17 protein-coding genes and 1 pseudogene are annotated in these 17,060 nt (G+C 51.9%); 6 read left to right on the top strand and 12 right to left on the bottom strand.

Annotation, left to right across the window (positions count from 1 at the left end):
- Window positions 1–13 precede the first annotated feature (13 nt).
- Both ACMHLI_RS19835 and ACMHLI_RS19830 read right to left on the bottom strand, forming a co-directional pair.
- Window positions 14–955, bottom strand: coding sequence for an ABC transporter (locus ACMHLI_RS19835; RefSeq protein WP_413530961.1), 942 nt, complete (start codon window positions 953–955; stop codon window positions 14–16).
- 144 nt (window positions 956–1,099) lie between these two features.
- Window positions 1,100–1,279, bottom strand: coding sequence for a hypothetical protein (locus ACMHLI_RS19830; protein ID WP_413530960.1), 180 nt, complete (start codon window positions 1,277–1,279; stop codon window positions 1,100–1,102).
- Between the two features lie 834 nt (window positions 1,280–2,113).
- On the opposite strand from ACMHLI_RS19830, the gene ACMHLI_RS19825 reads away from it, so the two are divergent.
- From ACMHLI_RS19825 to ACMHLI_RS19810, 4 genes and pseudogenes are all read left to right on the top strand, one after another.
- Window positions 2,114–3,538, top strand: coding sequence for a cytochrome ubiquinol oxidase subunit I (locus ACMHLI_RS19825; protein ID WP_413530959.1), 1,425 nt, complete (start codon window positions 2,114–2,116; stop codon window positions 3,536–3,538).
- Window positions 3,539–3,540: 2 nt separating this feature from the next.
- Window positions 3,541–4,548 (top strand): cytochrome d ubiquinol oxidase subunit II, encoded by a 1,008-nt coding sequence (gene cydB / locus ACMHLI_RS19820; RefSeq protein WP_413530958.1) that lies wholly within the window; start codon window positions 3,541–3,543, stop codon window positions 4,546–4,548.
- 11 nt (window positions 4,549–4,559) lie between these two features.
- On the top strand, window positions 4,560–4,724 hold the full coding sequence (locus ACMHLI_RS19815; protein WP_413530957.1) for a DUF2474 domain-containing protein: 165 nt from the start codon (window positions 4,560–4,562) through the stop codon (window positions 4,722–4,724).
- A gap of 454 nt (window positions 4,725–5,178) precedes the next feature.
- Window positions 5,179–5,657 (top strand): annotated as a pseudogene (locus ACMHLI_RS19810) (Hcp family type VI secretion system effector).
- A gap of 24 nt (window positions 5,658–5,681) precedes the next feature.
- Here the strand turns inward: ACMHLI_RS19810 and ACMHLI_RS19805 are convergent.
- The 10 genes from ACMHLI_RS19805 to ACMHLI_RS19760 form a co-directional block, all read right to left on the bottom strand.
- The gene (locus tag ACMHLI_RS19805) at window positions 5,682–6,050 is read right to left on the bottom strand and encodes a DUF2645 family protein (RefSeq protein WP_413530956.1); all 369 of its coding nucleotides are present in this window, start codon (window positions 6,048–6,050) and stop codon (window positions 5,682–5,684) included.
- Window positions 6,047–6,763, bottom strand: a complete 717-nt coding sequence (locus tag ACMHLI_RS19800; RefSeq protein WP_413530955.1) for a hypothetical protein — start codon at window positions 6,761–6,763, stop codon at window positions 6,047–6,049. Before ACMHLI_RS19800 ends, ACMHLI_RS19805 begins: the two co-directional genes overlap by 4 nt.
- A gap of 38 nt (window positions 6,764–6,801) precedes the next feature.
- Complete coding sequence (locus tag ACMHLI_RS19795) at window positions 6,802–7,005, bottom strand: hypothetical protein (RefSeq protein ID WP_413530954.1); 204 nt, start codon at window positions 7,003–7,005, stop codon at window positions 6,802–6,804.
- Between the two features lie 245 nt (window positions 7,006–7,250).
- Window positions 7,251–7,829, bottom strand: coding sequence for a TetR/AcrR family transcriptional regulator (locus ACMHLI_RS19790; RefSeq protein WP_413531055.1), 579 nt, complete (start codon window positions 7,827–7,829; stop codon window positions 7,251–7,253).
- 47 nt (window positions 7,830–7,876) lie between these two features.
- The gene (locus ACMHLI_RS19785) at window positions 7,877–9,373 is read right to left on the bottom strand and encodes an MFS transporter (RefSeq protein ID WP_413530953.1); all 1,497 of its coding nucleotides are present in this window, start codon (window positions 9,371–9,373) and stop codon (window positions 7,877–7,879) included.
- Window positions 9,374–9,592: 219 nt separating this feature from the next.
- Window positions 9,593–11,107, bottom strand: a complete 1,515-nt coding sequence (locus tag ACMHLI_RS19780) for an ABC transporter substrate-binding protein (RefSeq protein ID WP_413530952.1) — start codon at window positions 11,105–11,107, stop codon at window positions 9,593–9,595.
- A gap of 1 nt (window position 11,108) precedes the next feature.
- Window positions 11,109–12,140: an ABC transporter ATP-binding protein gene (locus ACMHLI_RS19775; protein WP_413530951.1), complete on the bottom strand. Its 1,032-nt coding sequence runs from the start codon at window positions 12,138–12,140 to the stop codon at window positions 11,109–11,111.
- Window positions 12,124–13,110 carry an ABC transporter ATP-binding protein gene (locus tag ACMHLI_RS19770; protein WP_413530950.1) on the bottom strand — a complete coding sequence of 329 codons (987 nt, stop codon included), beginning with the start codon at window positions 13,108–13,110 and terminating at the stop codon, window positions 12,124–12,126. The genes ACMHLI_RS19775 and ACMHLI_RS19770 overlap by 17 nt, the downstream gene beginning before the upstream one ends.
- Window positions 13,107–13,967, bottom strand: a complete 861-nt coding sequence (locus ACMHLI_RS19765) for an ABC transporter permease (protein WP_413531054.1) — start codon at window positions 13,965–13,967, stop codon at window positions 13,107–13,109. The genes ACMHLI_RS19770 and ACMHLI_RS19765 overlap by 4 nt, the downstream gene beginning before the upstream one ends.
- Before the next feature lie 2 nt (window positions 13,968–13,969).
- Window positions 13,970–14,908 (bottom strand): ABC transporter permease, encoded by a 939-nt coding sequence (locus ACMHLI_RS19760; RefSeq protein WP_413530949.1) that lies wholly within the window; start codon window positions 14,906–14,908, stop codon window positions 13,970–13,972.
- A gap of 227 nt (window positions 14,909–15,135) precedes the next feature.
- Here ACMHLI_RS19760 and ACMHLI_RS19755 point away from each other — a divergent pair, with 227 nt between their 5' ends.
- Both ACMHLI_RS19755 and ACMHLI_RS19750 read left to right on the top strand, forming a co-directional pair.
- Window positions 15,136–15,891: a LuxR family transcriptional regulator gene (locus ACMHLI_RS19755; RefSeq protein WP_413530948.1), complete on the top strand. Its 756-nt coding sequence runs from the start codon at window positions 15,136–15,138 to the stop codon at window positions 15,889–15,891.
- Between the two features lie 89 nt (window positions 15,892–15,980).
- Window positions 15,981–16,883, top strand: a complete 903-nt coding sequence (locus tag ACMHLI_RS19750; protein ID WP_413530947.1) for a proline iminopeptidase-family hydrolase — start codon at window positions 15,981–15,983, stop codon at window positions 16,881–16,883.
- Window positions 16,884–17,060 lie beyond the last annotated feature (177 nt).

Genomic DNA, 17,060 nt, shown 5'->3' with positions numbered 1-17,060 from the left:
ATCCAATTTATACTTAATCATTAATAAAATATAAAGAATGAAGGTGCCATAACAACCAGTCTTGCGGATGTTCCCTGATGGCATTTTCGATCAGACCCGGTAACGTCGTGAGTGTTTCTTTTTTGTCCATTGGATGATCAATGTAGATCTTTATTCCATTGTCGTAGTAGAGATAAAAGAAAACCACTTGCGCCGAGATTATTTTAGCCAGCCGGTAAACACCACTATGTAAACCCGCAGGCCTTCCAAACATTCTGCATTTTATTTTGGCTGAAAAACTGGCGCCGGTTTTATAAGTATAATCTGGTACAATATCCGGAAAAATAATAATATTCGTATTGTGTTCAGCCGCATTTAAACAGGCTGACATAATATTCTCCCCAATGCCTTCATTGCTGTCGTGTATCGAACAGTAAGTCAAATTTACCCCACCACGACGCCGATCTTCGTTTCGATAAGTTGCTGCATTCGAGGAAACAATAACGGTGCCATTACCTGGATACGCCTTTCCTGCCACAATGCCAGAAAGAATATCTGACACCATATGCATCGGAGCCAATACAACAGGTGATCCAGCATCATGTAAAGGTTTTACTGCAGCACTCAGTTGGGCTGCGCAGTCGTCCAGCTGGGTCATGACCTTCTTATTCTGGCCAAATGTTGCGGCGTAATCTAACGCCTCACGTCGCTGAGCCAACCAGATGAAATTAATCTTCCTATCTGCGCCCAACAGACAACGAATGTTTTCATTCGCTACCCTGGCGCATTTTTTCTTATGTTTACCCGCCAGATTTAAAACACGTTTTAAATGCAAAAAAGTAAAGATGACTTTTAAATCAACATTGCTAAATTGAAATGCTTTACGCAGCGCTGCGGTAATTTTACTCACACATCTGAGAACATCATCAAAAAAAAACTTTAATGTAATATAAAAACTGACAACAATATATCGCATCACCACTCCAACGCTTTAATTATAATTTATACGGCCAGTTATGTTTATTGAGGGGTATTGATATTGCTTACAGTACGAACAGCCTAGTGAAAACTCACTCCATTACTCACCAGGCTGTTAAACTACCTGAACAGATTTATAACATTAATGACCACAGTATCTTTTTTCAGTGAGGCCCAGGTCAGTAGTTTTCGTCACATTGCCATGTTTATCCAATTCTTGATAATACGCATGACATGTGCCCACTACTGATTGCCATCTGTAATCCATACGGGAATCGCCGCCAACGATTTTCTTCGCTGCAGTAACATCCAACTTAATCATAATAATTTCCTTTTATATTTATTAATCACCTCAATTAAGGCAAGAAAAGAATAATCCCGAATGTATATAAATGTCAATTCACCATTACTAAATTATTAATTTAGTAATGGTGAAGTTAATTTTATTTATGGCTTAGGATTTTTATTTTCAAATTTACATGTTAAATTTTCATATTTATAGACTGATGTTGCTTTATAGATTTCCGTCGAACATTTAAATATTATCAATATGATCTACAAAGCTTTTTTTATAATTATTTACCGTCGCTGCCTTGTGGCTCATTTCAGCGGGCACGATGTTAATTCTCTCTTTGAGATAATGCGGTCCGTAGCGAATATGTAAACAAATACTACCGAAATTACTTTCTGGTTGCATTTTTCGCCCAAATCGATGACATAAATTTACATTGCATTAATAGCAGATTGCGCTGAGCGCATTCGATTTTTAACCTTTTGGTAACACCCTTGGCACACAACAAGTCATTACCAGAAGCAGGGTAATTACATCTGTAAAACATCCAAACTAATTGATCCAGATCAACGCAACATTATTTCCACGCTATTTTTGAGGTTACTTGCGCTTTCCTCAACTCCTGCCCAATTTAGTTTCTGCCGCCTTTCTTCCCCTCTGTTTGGAAAGTGTTTCAGGGACTGATTTCCCTGCGTAACCGTCCCTGTTATTGCCTTTGCAGGCTGTGGTTAAATCGCCCTCTCGCAAAACCCCGTTATACGTTTCCTTTCATTCAAGACTTCACCTGCGAATGTCAGACATCGCCGGTTCCCGTGCCGGTGCCTGTGTTTGAAGGGATACCCTGACGCACAAAAAGAGGTTGTTATGTTTGGTCTTGATGCACTAGAACTGGCCAGAATCCAGTTTGCATTCACCGTCTCTTTCCACATCATTTTTCCCGCCATCACCATCGGGCTGGCCAGTTTTCTGGCGGTGCTCGAAGGGATGTGGCTGAAAACGAAGAAAGAGGCTTACCGCGACCTTTACCATTTCTGGTCGAAAATTTTTGCCGTGAACTTCGGTATGGGCGTGGTCTCCGGCCTGGTGATGGCCTACCAGTTCGGCACCAACTGGAGCATGTTCTCATCGTTTGCCGGGAGCATTACCGGCCCGCTGCTGACCTATGAAGTACTTACCGCGTTCTTCCTTGAAGCAGGTTTCCTCGGCGTGATGCTATTCGGCTGGAACCGTGTCGGCCCCGGTCTGCACTTTTTCTCCACCTGTATGGTGGCGCTCGGCACGCTGATGTCGACATTCTGGATCCTTGCCTCCAACAGCTGGATGCAGACGCCGCAGGGCTATGAGATTGTGAACAATCTGGTGGTGCCGGTGAGCTGGATGAAGATCATCTTTAACCCGTCGTTCCCGTTCCGCCTGATGCACATGACCACGGCAGCCTTCCTCGCTTCCGCGTTCTTCGTCGGGTCTGCGGCAGCATGGCACCTGCTGCGCGGTCGCGATACGCCCGCTATCCGCACTATGTTGTCGATGGCGATGTGGATGGCGCTGATCGTCTCCCCAATCCAGGCCTTTTTGGGCGACGCCCACGGCCTGAACACCCTGAAATATCAGCCCGCGAAAATCGCAGCCATTGAAGGTCACTGGGAGAATAAAGATGATAAACCGACGCCGCTGGTGCTGATCGGTTACCCGGACATGAACCGCGAAGAAACGCGTTATGCGGTGGAAATCCCTTATCTTGGCAGCCTGATCCTGACGCACAGCCTGACGCATCAGATCCCGGCGCTGAAATCCTTCCCGAAAGAAGACCGTCCGAACTCCTCGGTGATTTTCTACACCTTCCGCATCATGGCTGGTCTGGGCATGCTGATGATTTTGCTCGGCGTGCTGAGCCTTGTCCTGCGTCGCGGCGGCAAGATGTACACCTCAAAAGCGTTCCTGCGCTTTGCCTTTCTGATGGGGCCGTCCGGTCTGCTGGCGTTGCTGGCGGGATGGATCACAACGGAAATGGGGCGTCAGCCGTGGGTGGTTTATGGCCTGCTGCGCACTAAGGACGCGGTTTCGAACCATAACGTGTTGCAGATGAGCGTCAGCCTGATCCTGTTCATCGTGATCTACTGCTCGGTCTTCGGCGTGGGTTACGGCTACATGATGCGTCTGATCCGCAAAGGTCCGCAGGCGCACGAAGGTGAAAGCGTCGATCACGGCGGTCCCGGCCAGCACCGGACGCCTGCGCGTCCGCTGTCTGCCATCAAAGAATCACTGTCCGACGACACTAAGGGAGCTTGATAATGGGTATCGATTTACCGCTGATCTGGTTTTTGATCATCATCTTTGGGGTGATGATGTACGTGGTGATGGACGGGTTCGATCTGGGTATCGGGCTGCTGTTCCCGCTGGTGAAAAAAGAGCACGACCGCGACGTGATGATGAACACCGTCGCGCCGGTGTGGGACGGCAACGAAACCTGGCTGGTGCTTGGCGGCGCGGCGCTGTATGGCGCATTCCCACTGGCCTACTCGGTTATTCTGGATGCGCTCACCATCCCGCTGACGCTGATGCTGTTCGGGCTGATCTTTCGTGGCGTGGCGTTCGAGTTCCGCTTCAAAGCCAGCCCGGCGAAGCGCCATGTGTGGGATAAATCCTTCATCGGTGGTTCCGTGCTGGCGACGTTCTGTCAGGGCGTGGTGCTGGGCGCGGTGATCAACGGCATTCCGGTAGTAAACCGCACCTACGCCGGTGGCGCGCTGGACTGGCTAACCCCGTTCACGTTGTTCTGCGGCGTTGCGCTGGTGGTGGCTTACGCCCTGCTCGGCTGCACCTGGCTTATCATGAAAACCGAAGGCGAGTTACAGGACGCGATGCATAAATTCGCCAAACCGCTGCTGGTGCTGTTTCTGCTGGTGACGGCGGCGGTCAGCCTGTGGACGCCGATTTCGCACAGCGATATCGCGACCCGCTGGTTCACCCGCCCTAATCTGTACTGGTTCCTGCCGGTGCCGGTACTGGTGGTGCTGGTCTCTGCGTGGATGTATCGCGCCATCAGCCAAAAAGCACACCACGCGCCGTTCCTGCTGACGCTGGCGCTGGTGTTCCTCGGCTACACCGGACTTGGGATCAGTATCTGGCCAAACATTATTCCGCCGTCCATCTCCATCTGGGAAGCTGCTTCACCGCCGCAAAGTCAGGGCTTCATTCTGGTCGGCGCGCTGTTCATCATCCCGATCATTTTGGTGTACACCTTCTGGAGCTATTACGTGTTCCGCGGAAAAGTCACGCCGGATCAGGGCTATCACTGAGGGCACGCATTATGAATCTGATTCAGAAAATGGATGACAAGGTCATCACCAAAGCGCCTTTCTGGAAACGCGTCAGCTGGATGGCGATTATCTGGGGCGGCAGCGTTCTGGGGTTGTTTGTCGTGGCGACGGTGTTTCATGTGCTGATGTATATGGCGGGAATGCGGGAGCATTGAGTTACAAGGAGGCCGCCGCAATGGCGGCCTTTTAAAATGCAACGTCAAGGTCTTGGGCATAGGCAGGCCCGTATCAGCAGATACCGACTACTCATTCGATGATGTTTTATGCGTAGCTGATGGCTATATATGTCGCACGTTTAGTGAGGCGTTTAAGATGTTATTGAAAGGCTAATAATACAAACAATATTGTTGGCTTTTTAACTCCATTTTGTGAAGAGAGCTAATATTTAGATTATAAATAGAAAATTAACAATCCATTTAGAAAGTATCACTTAACAATGTTATTAAAACTATTCAGACACACAGACACAGATCACATATAGATAAAATAGATCTCGATTGTATCGTCATTTAATACAAGCAATGACATACTGAAAATGATCACATTTTAAAAATTACCATGGAATTTAAATGAAACTTGCTTAATAAAAATTTCGAAAAGGATTTACATATGGCTAATATGATTTATGTATCTATCACTGGGAAAAATCAGGGCTTAATCTCTGCCGGATGTTCTACCTTCGATTCAATTGGTAACAGATACCAATCAGGGCATAAAGATCAAATCATGGTTCATTCATTTGAACACACGATATCCAGAGATCTTAAAGTCAAGCATGGCCCGATATCATTTATAAAACCTCTTGATAAGTCATCACCTCTGATTGGCGTGCCATTTCGAATGATGAAGAATTGGATATTAAGATTGATGTTTACAGGACATCAACGCCGGGTGCTAATCAACTTTACTATACGATAAAGTTGATGAAAGCTTACATCAGTAGAGTAAGTGTTATTTGCCCTCATTCCATTGACCATACGACTAACCAACCTGAAGAAATGGTCTCAATAAAATACAGAAGCATTACGTGGGAACATCACTCTGCCGGAACCTCAGGATATAGCATTTGGGAAGAGCGAGTGTATTGAATATCGACAACCAGCGCATAGAATTTATGAGCTGGTTGTATAAACATAAAAACCCAGGCAATTTCTGTATTTTATTATAAAATTCCAAATCCATATTGAATAGAATAATATTAACATCACATTGATACTTTTTATTTTGAATTTTTTCTTTATACAATAAAAAACAACAGGTACAATTGCGACTTGCGTAACTATCGCTGAAATACCTCTAAAATCATCTGATACGAAAACCCTAAGAACATCACAAACATTTTTTATGTCTTCACCATTTATCGCAGATTGATATTCTGGAATGCTACCTATGACTGAAAAAAACATAATAAATAGTATATAAATAATTATCAATATGTTAAGTAAATTTCTGAGATGGTTTTTACCGACTTTTGTGTTCATTCCTGCATCCCCAAAGCTTTTAAAATAATGCCCTTTCTCCTCAAAATAGTCCGTCCGTAAGATGAAAACTCTCTTACTTCAGGTGTGGCACTTTCATTTATTGATGCCAGGAAATCCTCTTTTTGTCTCTCAGTACCCCTATTATATCTTGAACCGGCAAGTATCATTTGTTCATCCGTGAGAATGCTGGTGTTGACTGCCATAGGGTTATCAAACAAAATCAGTTTTTTTAAATGCTTAGCCACAACACTAATATTAAAATTGTCATTCATAAGGCAATTTGCCAATTGCAATTGCTGGGTCGTTGTTAAGGTCTTAGGGTCAAGCCCCAGAGTTTCTGCAGCTGCCCGAAGTTGAATAGCTAAACTTCCGACAGAGGTTGCATTCGATTTTTTATTACCATCTCTTTTTATGAAATCAATCAGCTGATAGCTTTGAAGAACTCCATGTGCTTTTATTTTTTCTGGCGTACCGCCTGCTTCATTAAAAGCTACTCCAGCCAAAAGCAAAATCGGCACGTCCTCTAATTGTGCATAATGTATTAACAGTTCTTTATTGAATTCGAGGTAAGCTACCTTGTAGGCCATTGACCTCGGTTCGCCAGTAAGAATTAACTCATCGTTATCTGGAAGCAAGTACCATAGTCCGGCGTCCCAAAAGTTCCATTTTGGAAATTCTGAACTTGTGTTAGTGCTACAAAAAGCATTACGCATTAATCACTCCTTACGTGCAGAGTTTCACTCAATATATTTTAATGTGAGGTGACTGGAAATTCCAATTTTAATGATAATATGCGCCCATCAGAAACCCTCATGTTAATCTCATCACCGCCGGACTCCTGAAATAAAGACAGACATGCAACCATTATTACGGCAAGTTTATCCTCAGCACGAAGCTTTGCGTTCCTTCCTAAAGTATTATTAATCTCTTCAAGTAATTGATCATGCTCATTCATAATTCATCCTGATTAATTCATGCAATCTTAACCTTCACATTACAACATAAAGGCACTATGCGATAAGTAAATTATTCAATAGAATTTGAAAATAATATTCAGAGCTACAATAAGCTATTTATATAAATAATAGATGTAACTATTGAGAATCGAAGTGATTGGGCTTTTATTACATCAGACTTCTCATCTGTTCGTTTAAGTTCTGACCGACCTGGGGATCAGGCCGATCACGTTGAAAAAGCTTCCTACTTCTCCAGCACCAGTCCCACAAAATCCAGAATATCGTCCATGGCTTCCTGACGGGCTTCGGCGGAGGGCATAACGATCAGCTGATCGGAATACCCATTCATGATAGCGGAGAGCTGGCGGGTAACGCGTCCGGCATTAGTGGAGCGGAAAACGCCGGTTTGAATGCCCGCGCTGATGATTTCGGCCAGAAGTTCCAGCCACTTTTGAACCATCATTCGCGCCAGCCCGGCATAAGCCTCATTGTGCGCGGCGAGCTGCCATAACGAACCGTAGAGCTGCCAGATGTCGCCCTGCGTGTCCGGCAAATAATTGCGCACCAGCGTATGGAGTTTTTCCTGTGGATGCAGCAGGGCAATCTCTTCGGTGAACTGCTTCAGTTCCGCCAGCATCACCACCGACAACGCCTCAATGCACAAGGCCTGCCAGTCGCTGAAATAGTGATAAATATGGCTGCGGGAAATGCCGACGTGCTCGGTCAGTTCCCGCGTGGTGACTTTCTCAATCCCCTTTTCGATAAAGAGACTGATCGCGCCGTCCAGAATTTTGGCTCTCAGCGAGTCCGGGTTTTCTTTCATCATCTTTCCTGTGCTGGCCTTGAGCAACCGCTCTGGCCAGCATTTTATCAGGAAGGTTGGCGCGTGCCCAATGACTTACGCAATACCATTTTCAACACCACTACGCTTGCGATCACCAGCACCGCCGCGCAAATCAGCACCGCCATAAAGGCATGGTCAAACGCCGTTCTCGCCAGTTCGGTAATCAGCGAGGCGTGTTCCGGGCTGAGACTGCCCGCAATACGCAGCGCTTCGTCAAGACTGTCATACGCACCATCACCGGTGACCAGTTCCGCTGGCAGCGACAAACTGCGGCTATAGACCGCCGTCATCAGGCCGCCCAATAAAGTCACGCCCAGTACGCCGCCCATCTCCCACGAGACGTCTTCGATTGCCGCGACCATGCCCGCTTTCTCTTCCGGTGCGTTGAGCATAATCGACGTCGAGGCCGCAGTGATCGCCCCGCCGAGGCCAAAACCTAATACCGCGAGGCTGATAAGTTGCATCGCCGTGCCGGTCTGGTGAAACAGCGCATAACTCACAATCCCCAGCGCCGCGAGAGCAAATCCGCCCACCATCATCGCGCGGGCGCCGTAGCGCGGCAGCAACATACCGGCCAGCGGCGAGGCCAGTGCGGAGGCTACCGGGATCGGCAGAATAAACATCGCCGCCATGATCGGCTGTAAGCCGAGCACTAGCTGCAGGCGCTGCGTCAGCACCAGTTCGATACCGACCATCGCGATCATCGAGGTGATCGCCACGCCTACGCCGCAGGCAAACGCGCGATTGCGGAACAGTGAAAAATCGATCATCGGCTGCGCTGAACGCGCCTGGCGGCGGGCAAATAACCAGAGGAAGAATACGCCCGCAGCGGCAGCGCTGAAGATAACTGTCCATGACGAGTTAATCTGGCTAAGCTCTTTCAGCGCATAAATCACGCCGACCAGTCCGGCCATGACCATCGCCGATCCGACGAAATCGCACGGCCGCTGTTTGTTACCCTCGCCGCGAGGGATCAGCAGGAATGCCAGTGGGAAGACAGCCAGCACCACCGGCACGTTAATCAGGAACACCGACCCCCACCAGAAATATTCCAGCAGAACACCGCCGACCACCGGCCCGAGCGCGGCGGCACCGGAGGCAACTGCCGCCCAGATGCCGATGGCCAGCGCCCTTTCGCGTTCATTGGAAAACACCTGGCGCACAATCGCCAGCGTCGCGGGCATCATCATCGCCGCTCCGACTGCAAGGAATACGCGTGAAGCGATCAGTATTTCGGCGGAAGGTGAAAATGCCGCGCACAGAGAAGCCAGTGCAAACACCGGCAGCCCGCACATAAACAGTTTTTTGTGGCCGAGCCGGTCGCTCAGCATACCCGCACCGGGCAGCAAACCCGCGACGACCAGCGGATAGGCATTAACTATCCATAATTTTTCCGAAGACGATGCCCCCAATGCCAGCGTGAGGCGCGGCAATGCGGTGTATAACACCGTCATATCGACGACGATCAGGAAAAGCGTACTGGTGACGACAGCCAGTGTCAGCCAGCGGTTATTGAAAAACATAAAAGCCTCAGAAGTTTTTGAGCACTTGCTCAAGCGCGAAAGGTACTTGAGCGCACGCTCAAAAGCAAGGCGAGACTGGTCGTTGGTTGAGGAATGATTTAACCCGCGAGGCGGGATAACACAGGTTTTACAGGCATGAAAAAGCCCGCTCGGAAGCGGGCAAGGGGGGTGTACAGTCTGACTTTATGTAACGGCTTATTTTCCCTGGTGTGGCAAAAACTACTCTTTCACCGTTTCCTCTAACGTGAAACGGCCTAACGGATTCTGATGGAAGTTCTTGATATTTTTACGGGTCACATTACGGTACGGGCTGTAATACAGATCAATCCAGTTCACGTCGGCTTTGGCCATTTTCTGCAAATCGATATACATCTGTTCGCGCCTGGCCGGATCCATTTCGATACGGGCGGCGGCGACCAGCGCTTTCACTTTTTCGTTATGGTAGTGCGTCATGTAGTTATTGTTGGAATCGTGGCCGAGCGTGAAAGTGGTTTTTTGATCGGGGTCGAGAATGTCGTTGGTCCAGTACATCACTGAAATGTCGTAGTCTCCCGCCACCAGCATGTCCCAGCTCTGGCTCGGATCCACTTTTTGCAGATTGGCGGTGATCCCCGCTTTTGCCAGCTGTTGCTGTAAAAGAACGGCGATTTGCTCATCCACTTCATCCCCGGCGTTTACCAGATATTTCAGCGTCAGGTTTTTCACCCCAGCCGCCGCCAGCAGCGCTTTGGCTTTTTCCGGATCATAAGGACGTTGCAGGTTCGCGGCGTAATGATACAGCGCGCCATCCGGTATGTAGGAGTTAGCAACTTTGCCGTAGCCAAAGGTCACGGTATCAATAATCGATTTCTTATCAATGGCGAAATCCAGCGCCTGACGCACTTCCACTTTAGCGAGATCGCCGTGGGCGTGATTGATCAACAAATGGTCTTCGCGGGTGGAGGTATCCAGCACGACGTCAAGTTTGGGGTCTTTTTGCAGCGATGAAATGCGCGAGAACGGAATCGACAGCGCCGCATCGATTTCTCCGGCCTGTACTTTCAGCATACGGGAATTGTCATCCGGCAGCGTCAGCCATTCTACCCCGTCCAGTTTCACCTTCGCTGCATCCCAGTAATACGGGTTTTTAACCAGCTCAACTTTCTCACCACGCGTCCACTCTTTCACGCTGAATGCGCCAGAGCCGACAGGGTGCTCGGCGAAATCGTCCGCGCCCTGTTTGGTCAGCGCCTGTTGTGAAATCACCGAGGCGTTCGGCAGCGCCAGCTGGGATAAAAATGCCGCCGACGGGGTCTTAAGGGTGATTACCAGCGTGTGCGGATCGGCGGCTTTAAGCGTTTCGATAATGCTGTAGGAGTCTTTCCACATAGATCCCACATCGTCACGGATGCGCGTCAGGCTGAATACGGCATCTGAAGCTGTCACCGGCGTGCCGTCGGAGAATTTTGCTTCGCGCATTTTCAGCGTATAGGTTTTGCCGTCCGGCGAAATTGTCCAGCTTTCCGCCAGACCCGGCAACAGTTTGGTGCCGGTGTTATCGACCCGCAACAGCGGATCGAAGACGTTGGAGAACACCCAGTTATCGGCGTTTTGCGCAGATTTAATGGGGTCAAACGTGGTGCTGTCCTCGCGACGACCGATGGTTAATACCCCCGCGGCCTGCGCCATTTCGCTGACCAGGCTCAACGCCAGCAGCACCCCGGCGGCTACAACGTTAAAATGCTTTTGCTTCATGTCACATTCCTTCAGTCATCGGATAAATCCTGTCGCGGCTGTGGCCATCAAGCACACAGGCGAAGGCATGGTCGGCAATATGCCGGGTTTCGGGTACCGCGCCCTGCCGGCATGCGGGAAGCGCATGGGCACAGCGTGGATGAAAAGCGCAGCCTGCGGGTAACGAGACCGGGCTGGGCGGCTCACCCTGCAACGGATGCTCTGGCAGAGGCCGGTCGGGGTCGATTTCAGGGATGGCCGCCACCAGCGCGGCGGTATACGGATGGCGCGGCGCGTTAAACACCGTCTGCGTCGGGCCGCTTTCGACAATGCGCCCCAGATACATCACGGCCACGCGGTCGCACAGACGGCGGACAATCGCCAGATCATGGGCGATAAACAGGATCGCGAGCCCCATGCGCTCGCGCAGATCCAGCAATAAATTAATGATTTGCGCCTGAATCGAGACATCCAGCGCCGCGACGCACTCATCGGCGACGATCAGTCGTGGTTCCATAGCCAGCGCGCGGGCAATTCCGGCACGCTGGCATTGCCCGCCGCTCAGCGCCTGTGGCCGTTTTACGGCATGTTCCGGGCTAAGGCCGACCAGCGTCAGCAGCTCGCTGACCCGGGCGGGAATGTCGGCTTTTGTCACTTTGTGATGCACGCGCAAGACTTCGCTGATACTTTCCCCCAGCGTCTGGCGAGGATTGAGCGAAGCGTACGGATCCTGAAAAATCATTGCCGTTTGCTGTCGCAGACGGGCGATGTCCGGCTTCATGCCGTCGGTGATCAGCTGTCCGCGAAACCGCACGCGGCCTGCGCTGGCAGTTTCCAGATGCAGCATCGCCCTGCCGAGCGTACTTTTACCGCTGCCGGATTCCCCCACCAGCCCCAGCGTTTCGCCCGCGTTGATGTACAGCGATACACCGTTGACCGCCTGCACGTAGCGTTTTTTCAGGCCAAAACCGCCCGAGACCGGAAACGCCACCGACAGCGTTTCGACTTCCAGCAACGGGTAAGGCTGCGGGCTATTTTCAGATGGAAGACTCATTTTCCCTCCCGTTCAGCGGATGGTGGCAGGCAGCCACGTGGCTATGTGTCAGCGTGGCGGTTTGCATTGCAGGTTGCATCCGCTGGCACTGCGCCGTGGCGTTTGCGCAGCGCGGATGGAAACGACAGCCGGTTGGAAAGCGTGCCGCGACAGGCGGCTGACCGGGCAGCGTGATAAGCCTTCCACTCCCCCCCTCGCTGACCGGCTGGCAGTCAATTAAACCGCGCGTATAGGGATGTCTCGCCTGCGCGAGCACCGGGCGTTTATCGCCGGTTTCGCACAGCCGCCCGCCGTACATCACAGAGATTCGGTCACAGGTTTGCGCCACCACGCCAAGATCGTGCGTAATCAGAATGATGGCGATACCAAGACGGTCGCGCAGATCGCGGAGCAGCCGTAAAATCTGCATCTGCACGGTGACGTCCAGCGCTGTGGTTGGCTCATCGGCGATGAGCATTTTCGGTTCGCAGGCCAGCGCAACGGCAATCATCGCGCGCTGGCGCATTCCGCCGGAAAACTCATGGGGATAGTTATCCACCCGACGCAAAGGATCGGGAATACCCACCTGCCGGAGTAAGTCCACCGCCTGCAGATGTGCCTCGCGGCGGCTTGCGGCAAAATGCAGACGACGGCTTTCGCCGATTTGCTGGCCGATGGTCATCACGGGATTGAGATGGCTGGCGGGATTCTGGAAAATCATGCCGATTTCCCTTCCGCGAATCGCCGTCATTCGCTTGTCGTTGAGGGTCAGTAAATCCGTGCCGTTAAACAAGATCTCACCGCCACTGATGCTCAGCCCTTCGCCCGGCAGCAGCCGCATCATGGCGCGACAGCTCAGGGTTTTACCCGAGCCGCTCTCGCCGACCAGCCCGAGAATATCCCCTGCGCTTAACGTCAGGGAAAGCTGATCCACCAGCGCGATGCCCTGCCGGTCTTCAATGGTTAAACCGCGCACCTGTAACAGCGTCATGGGCGCTCTCCCAGTTTGTCGCCGAGACCGTCGGCCAGCAGGCTGAAACTCATCGCCAGCACCACAATCGCCAGGCCGGGAAACGTGGTGATCCACCACGCGGTAGTGATAAAGCTTTGTCCCTCGGCGACCATCACGCCCCATTCAGCTACCGGCGGCTGAACGCCCAGCCCGAGATAACTTACCGACGCACCGCTGAGCAAAACCAGCACACAGTCGGACATCGAAAACACCAGAGAACTGGTCAGGGCATTGGGTAATAGATGCAAAAGCAAAATACGCGTATGGCTGTAGCCCAGGCTGCGCGCCGCAAGAATGAAATCGCGGTGTTTAAGAGTCAGCACCTGCGAGCGAACCAGACGGGCATACGACACCCAGCCGACCATCGCCATCGCGATGTAAAAACTGCCCAGACCCGGCCCGAGAATGGCGATAATCGACAGCATCAGCACCAGAAACGGAAATGCCAGCACCACATCAATCACCCGCATAAAGAAGGTATCGACCGCGCCGCCGAGATAACCGGAGAATGCGCCGATGAGCGTGCCAAAGATGAACGGAAAAATGACGCCAATCAGGCAGATTTGCAGATCCACCCGCGCGCCCCACATCACCCGCGAGAGAATGTCGCGCCCAAAATTATCAGTGCCAAAAGGATGTGCCAGATTAGGCGGCAGCAGCGTCGCGGTGGCGTCCTGCGTAATCGGGTCGTAAGGCGCAATCCACGGGCTGAGCAGGGCCACCAAAACCCACACCAGCAACATACAGATCCCCAGTCGCAACGCCTGCTGACGCGGGAACCAGCGCAGATGAAAGGCCGGCAGACGCTGCGCAGGGGCTTTATCGGTGAGGCTCATTTTCATAGTTTCACCCTCGGATCCAGCGCGACCGTTACCAGATCCGCAATCAGATTCACGCCCACCGTCGCCAGCGCAAACACCAGCACCACGCCCTGCACCACCATGTAATCCCGGCTAATGATCGCTTTGACCAGCAGTTGCCCCATGCCGGGAAGGGCAAAGACGCTTTCGATCACCACCGTGCTGCCAATCAGCCATCCAATATTTACCGCCAGCAGATTGACGGTCGGCACCAGAGAATTGGGCATCACATGTCGCCAGAAAATGCGGTTTTCGTTTTGCCCGCGCGCCCGGGCGGCGGTGAGATAATCATTTTGTAACTCCATCAGCAGACTGGCGCGCAGATTACGCGTCAGCACCGCCGAGAGCGCCAGCGCCACCGTCAGACACGGCAAAAACAGATGGTGCAGACGCTCCCCCGCATCGCTGCCGTACCCCGAGACCGGAAACCAGCCGAGCGACAGGCTGAACAGTAAAATCATCATGATAGCCAGCCAGAACGCGGGCAGGCCAAGGCCGACAGTGGATATCAGGCGGATCATCTGATCCGCCAATCGTCCGCGATGTCGGGCGGCGGTGGCGGCCAGCGGCACGGTAAACAGCATCGCCAGCAGCACGCTGCCGAGCACCAGATACAGCGTGGGTTCGATGCGCGTCATGATCAGTTTCAGCGTATCAACACGGTAAATCAGCGATTTACCCATTTCCCCGTGCATCAGGTTGCGCAAAAAATAGAGATATTGCTGCCACATCGGTTCATCCAGCCCGTACTGCGCCCGGATGCGGGCAATGGCTTGCGGCGAACTGCGCACACCGAGCATGATCCGTGCCGGATCGCCGGGTATGGCGCGCACCATGATAAATGTGAGAATACTGATCCCCAGCAACACCGGCAGCAGTTGCAGCGGTCGCCAGAGCACAAATCGATAACGGTGCATGGCAATCCTCTAAATGGCAGTTTCTGGTGCAATGTGAGCGTCTGTTTGCCATTGGCTCTACGTTAGCCCCGACCTAACCTCGCCGGTAGTTAGCAAAAATACTAGGTTTGCACCCGCCGTGATGTGGCACTGCGATTGCATGACTTTTATTTAACAAATGAAGTTGATCAAAAACGGTGCCCGATCAGCCAATTCATGCAGCAAAGCAGCCAGACGAGGATAAATTCATGAAACTCGCAGTGAACGACGGTGCGCAACTGATGCGGGAAACCACGGTGGAAGGCGCATTCAGTCAGCTTTTCGCGCAGACATCGCGTCTGGGCTTCGATGCCCTGATCTACGATTACACGCCGGTTCCACGGTCGCTGGAAGGAGAGTTGATCACCCCATCGTTGTTGCACATGTGCAACGTGCCGGGGGATATGCAGCGGCTGTGGCTGGAGAGCGGGTATTATCAGGTAGATCCGGTGCAGCATTACGCGCTTGAGAGCTGCGCGCCGTTCGTCTGGTCATATCAGCGGCCTGACAATACCTCGCTGCACAACCGTCTGAGCGATCTGAATAAACCGGTCACCCATTATATGTGCGATAACAATATGCCGAGCGGTGCGACCGTTCCGCTGCATCTGCCGGACGGCGGGTTTGTCACCGTTACCGGTATTCATAGCGGCGCAGGACACGAGCTGGATATTCACGACGCGCTGGCCGAGCTGAGCCTGCTGGCGATGACTTTTCAGGAGTGCGTATCGCCGCTTTTTGACAGCAGCGTTCTGACCTGTCAGCACGTGCGTTTAAGCAAACGTGAGCGCGAATGTCTGGCCTGGGCGGCACAAGGGCTGACCGCCAAAGAAATTGCCCGCAAACTATGCCGTTCGGTTGCCACAGTGACGCTGCATCTCAACACCGCCACCCGTAAACTCGGTGCCAGTAATCGCGTGCAGGCGGTGGTTCGCGCGATGCATTACCGTTTGCTCGACAGCTGAGCCTTCCCGTTTTCTATCTTTTTTACTAGCTGTGTCGCGCCGTCGCGATGTTTACCCTGAAAAGATTATTCACCGACAGGGGAAACAGCATGATTAACGTCACTGAGGGCTATGCGAAATTTCAGGAATACCAGACCTGGTACCGCGTTTGCGGCGATTTGCACAACGGCGTCACGCCGCTGGTGGTCGCGCACGGCGGGCCGGGTTGCACACACGATTACGTCGATGCCTTCCGTGATATCGCCCTGACCGGTCGCGCCGTCATTCATTACGATCAGATTGGCAATGGCCGCTCGACGCACCTTCCCGACAAACCGGCAGAGTTTTGGCAACCTGCGCTGTTTCTGGCCGAGCTGGATAATTTGCTGCGCCATCTCGGCATCGAAAAGGATTACGCACTGCTTGGACAATCCTGGGGAGGAATGCTGGGTGCCGAACATGCGGTGACGCGACCTGCTGGCCTGAAAGCGCTGATCATCGCCAATTCCCCCGCCTCGATGGCGCTCTGGCTACAGGCCGCCGCCCGACTGCGCAGCGAGCTGCCCGCCGACGTACAGCAAACCCTGCTGGCGCATGAAACCGCCGGAACCCTCGACAGCGACGACTACAAAGCAGCATCGCAGGTGTTCTATCAGCGCCACGTCTGCCGGTTAGACCCGTGGCCGGAAGACGTCCTGCGCACCTTCGCCGCGATGGACGCCGATCCGACCGTCTATCACGCCATGAACGGCCCGACCGAGTTTCACGTAATCGGCAGCATGAAAGACTGGACGGTTATCGACCGCCTTCCTGCCATCACTGTGCCGGTGCTGCTGATTTCCGGCCGCTACGACGAAGCCGCTCCGGAAGTTGTACAGCCTTTTTACGATCTGATCCCAAAGGTGGAATGGGTGATTTTCGAGAATTCCAGTCACATGCCGCATGTGGAAGAGCGGGAGAAATGCATGAAATGCGTGGGGGAATTTTTGGCCACTGCGGGAAGTCGTTGCTGACTCAGTGAGGATGCCGCTATCTCACCATTTTTAAAGAGGAAACTGGGCTATTTTGCTCCTCCCCCTGCGATGAACTGAACCCCGAATGTTGGACTTTTTAAACCTTCATTCGGAGTTCATATGAAATACAATTTTCAAATCAAACTTATGGCCGTCAAGCATTACCTTGATGGTCTC

Origin of the sequence: Rahnella inusitata (assembly GCF_965118895.1) — a bacterium.
Classification (GTDB): domain Bacteria; phylum Pseudomonadota; class Gammaproteobacteria; order Enterobacterales; family Enterobacteriaceae; genus Rahnella; species Rahnella inusitata_A.
This window is presented reverse-complemented; position numbering and strand designations above follow the sequence as displayed.

Coding starts and splice junctions, on each gene's coding strand:
- ACMHLI_RS19835 (WP_413530961.1), bottom strand. CDS start 955: ATGCGATATATTGTTGTCAGTTTTTATATTACATTAAAGTTTTTTTTT.
- ACMHLI_RS19830 (WP_413530960.1), bottom strand. CDS start 1,279: ATGATTAAGTTGGATGTTACTGCAGCGAAGAAAATCGTTGGCGGCGAT.
- ACMHLI_RS19825 (WP_413530959.1), top strand. CDS start 2,114: ATGTTTGGTCTTGATGCACTAGAACTGGCCAGAATCCAGTTTGCATTC.
- cydB (WP_413530958.1), top strand. CDS start 3,541: ATGGGTATCGATTTACCGCTGATCTGGTTTTTGATCATCATCTTTGGG.
- ACMHLI_RS19815 (WP_413530957.1), top strand. CDS start 4,560: ATGAATCTGATTCAGAAAATGGATGACAAGGTCATCACCAAAGCGCCT.
- ACMHLI_RS19805 (WP_413530956.1), bottom strand. CDS start 6,050: ATGAACACAAAAGTCGGTAAAAACCATCTCAGAAATTTACTTAACATA.
- ACMHLI_RS19800 (WP_413530955.1), bottom strand. CDS start 6,763: ATGCGTAATGCTTTTTGTAGCACTAACACAAGTTCAGAATTTCCAAAA.
- ACMHLI_RS19795 (WP_413530954.1), bottom strand. CDS start 7,005: ATGAATGAGCATGATCAATTACTTGAAGAGATTAATAATACTTTAGGA.
- ACMHLI_RS19790 (WP_413531055.1), bottom strand. CDS start 7,829: ATGAAAGAAAACCCGGACTCGCTGAGAGCCAAAATTCTGGACGGCGCG.
- ACMHLI_RS19785 (WP_413530953.1), bottom strand. CDS start 9,373: ATGTTTTTCAATAACCGCTGGCTGACACTGGCTGTCGTCACCAGTACG.
- ACMHLI_RS19780 (WP_413530952.1), bottom strand. CDS start 11,107: ATGAAGCAAAAGCATTTTAACGTTGTAGCCGCCGGGGTGCTGCTGGCG.
- ACMHLI_RS19775 (WP_413530951.1), bottom strand. CDS start 12,140: ATGAGTCTTCCATCTGAAAATAGCCCGCAGCCTTACCCGTTGCTGGAA.
- ACMHLI_RS19770 (WP_413530950.1), bottom strand. CDS start 13,110: ATGACGCTGTTACAGGTGCGCGGTTTAACCATTGAAGACCGGCAGGGC.
- ACMHLI_RS19765 (WP_413531054.1), bottom strand. CDS start 13,967: ATGAGCCTCACCGATAAAGCCCCTGCGCAGCGTCTGCCGGCCTTTCAT.
- ACMHLI_RS19760 (WP_413530949.1), bottom strand. CDS start 14,908: ATGCACCGTTATCGATTTGTGCTCTGGCGACCGCTGCAACTGCTGCCG.
- ACMHLI_RS19755 (WP_413530948.1), top strand. CDS start 15,136: ATGAAACTCGCAGTGAACGACGGTGCGCAACTGATGCGGGAAACCACG.
- ACMHLI_RS19750 (WP_413530947.1), top strand. CDS start 15,981: ATGATTAACGTCACTGAGGGCTATGCGAAATTTCAGGAATACCAGACC.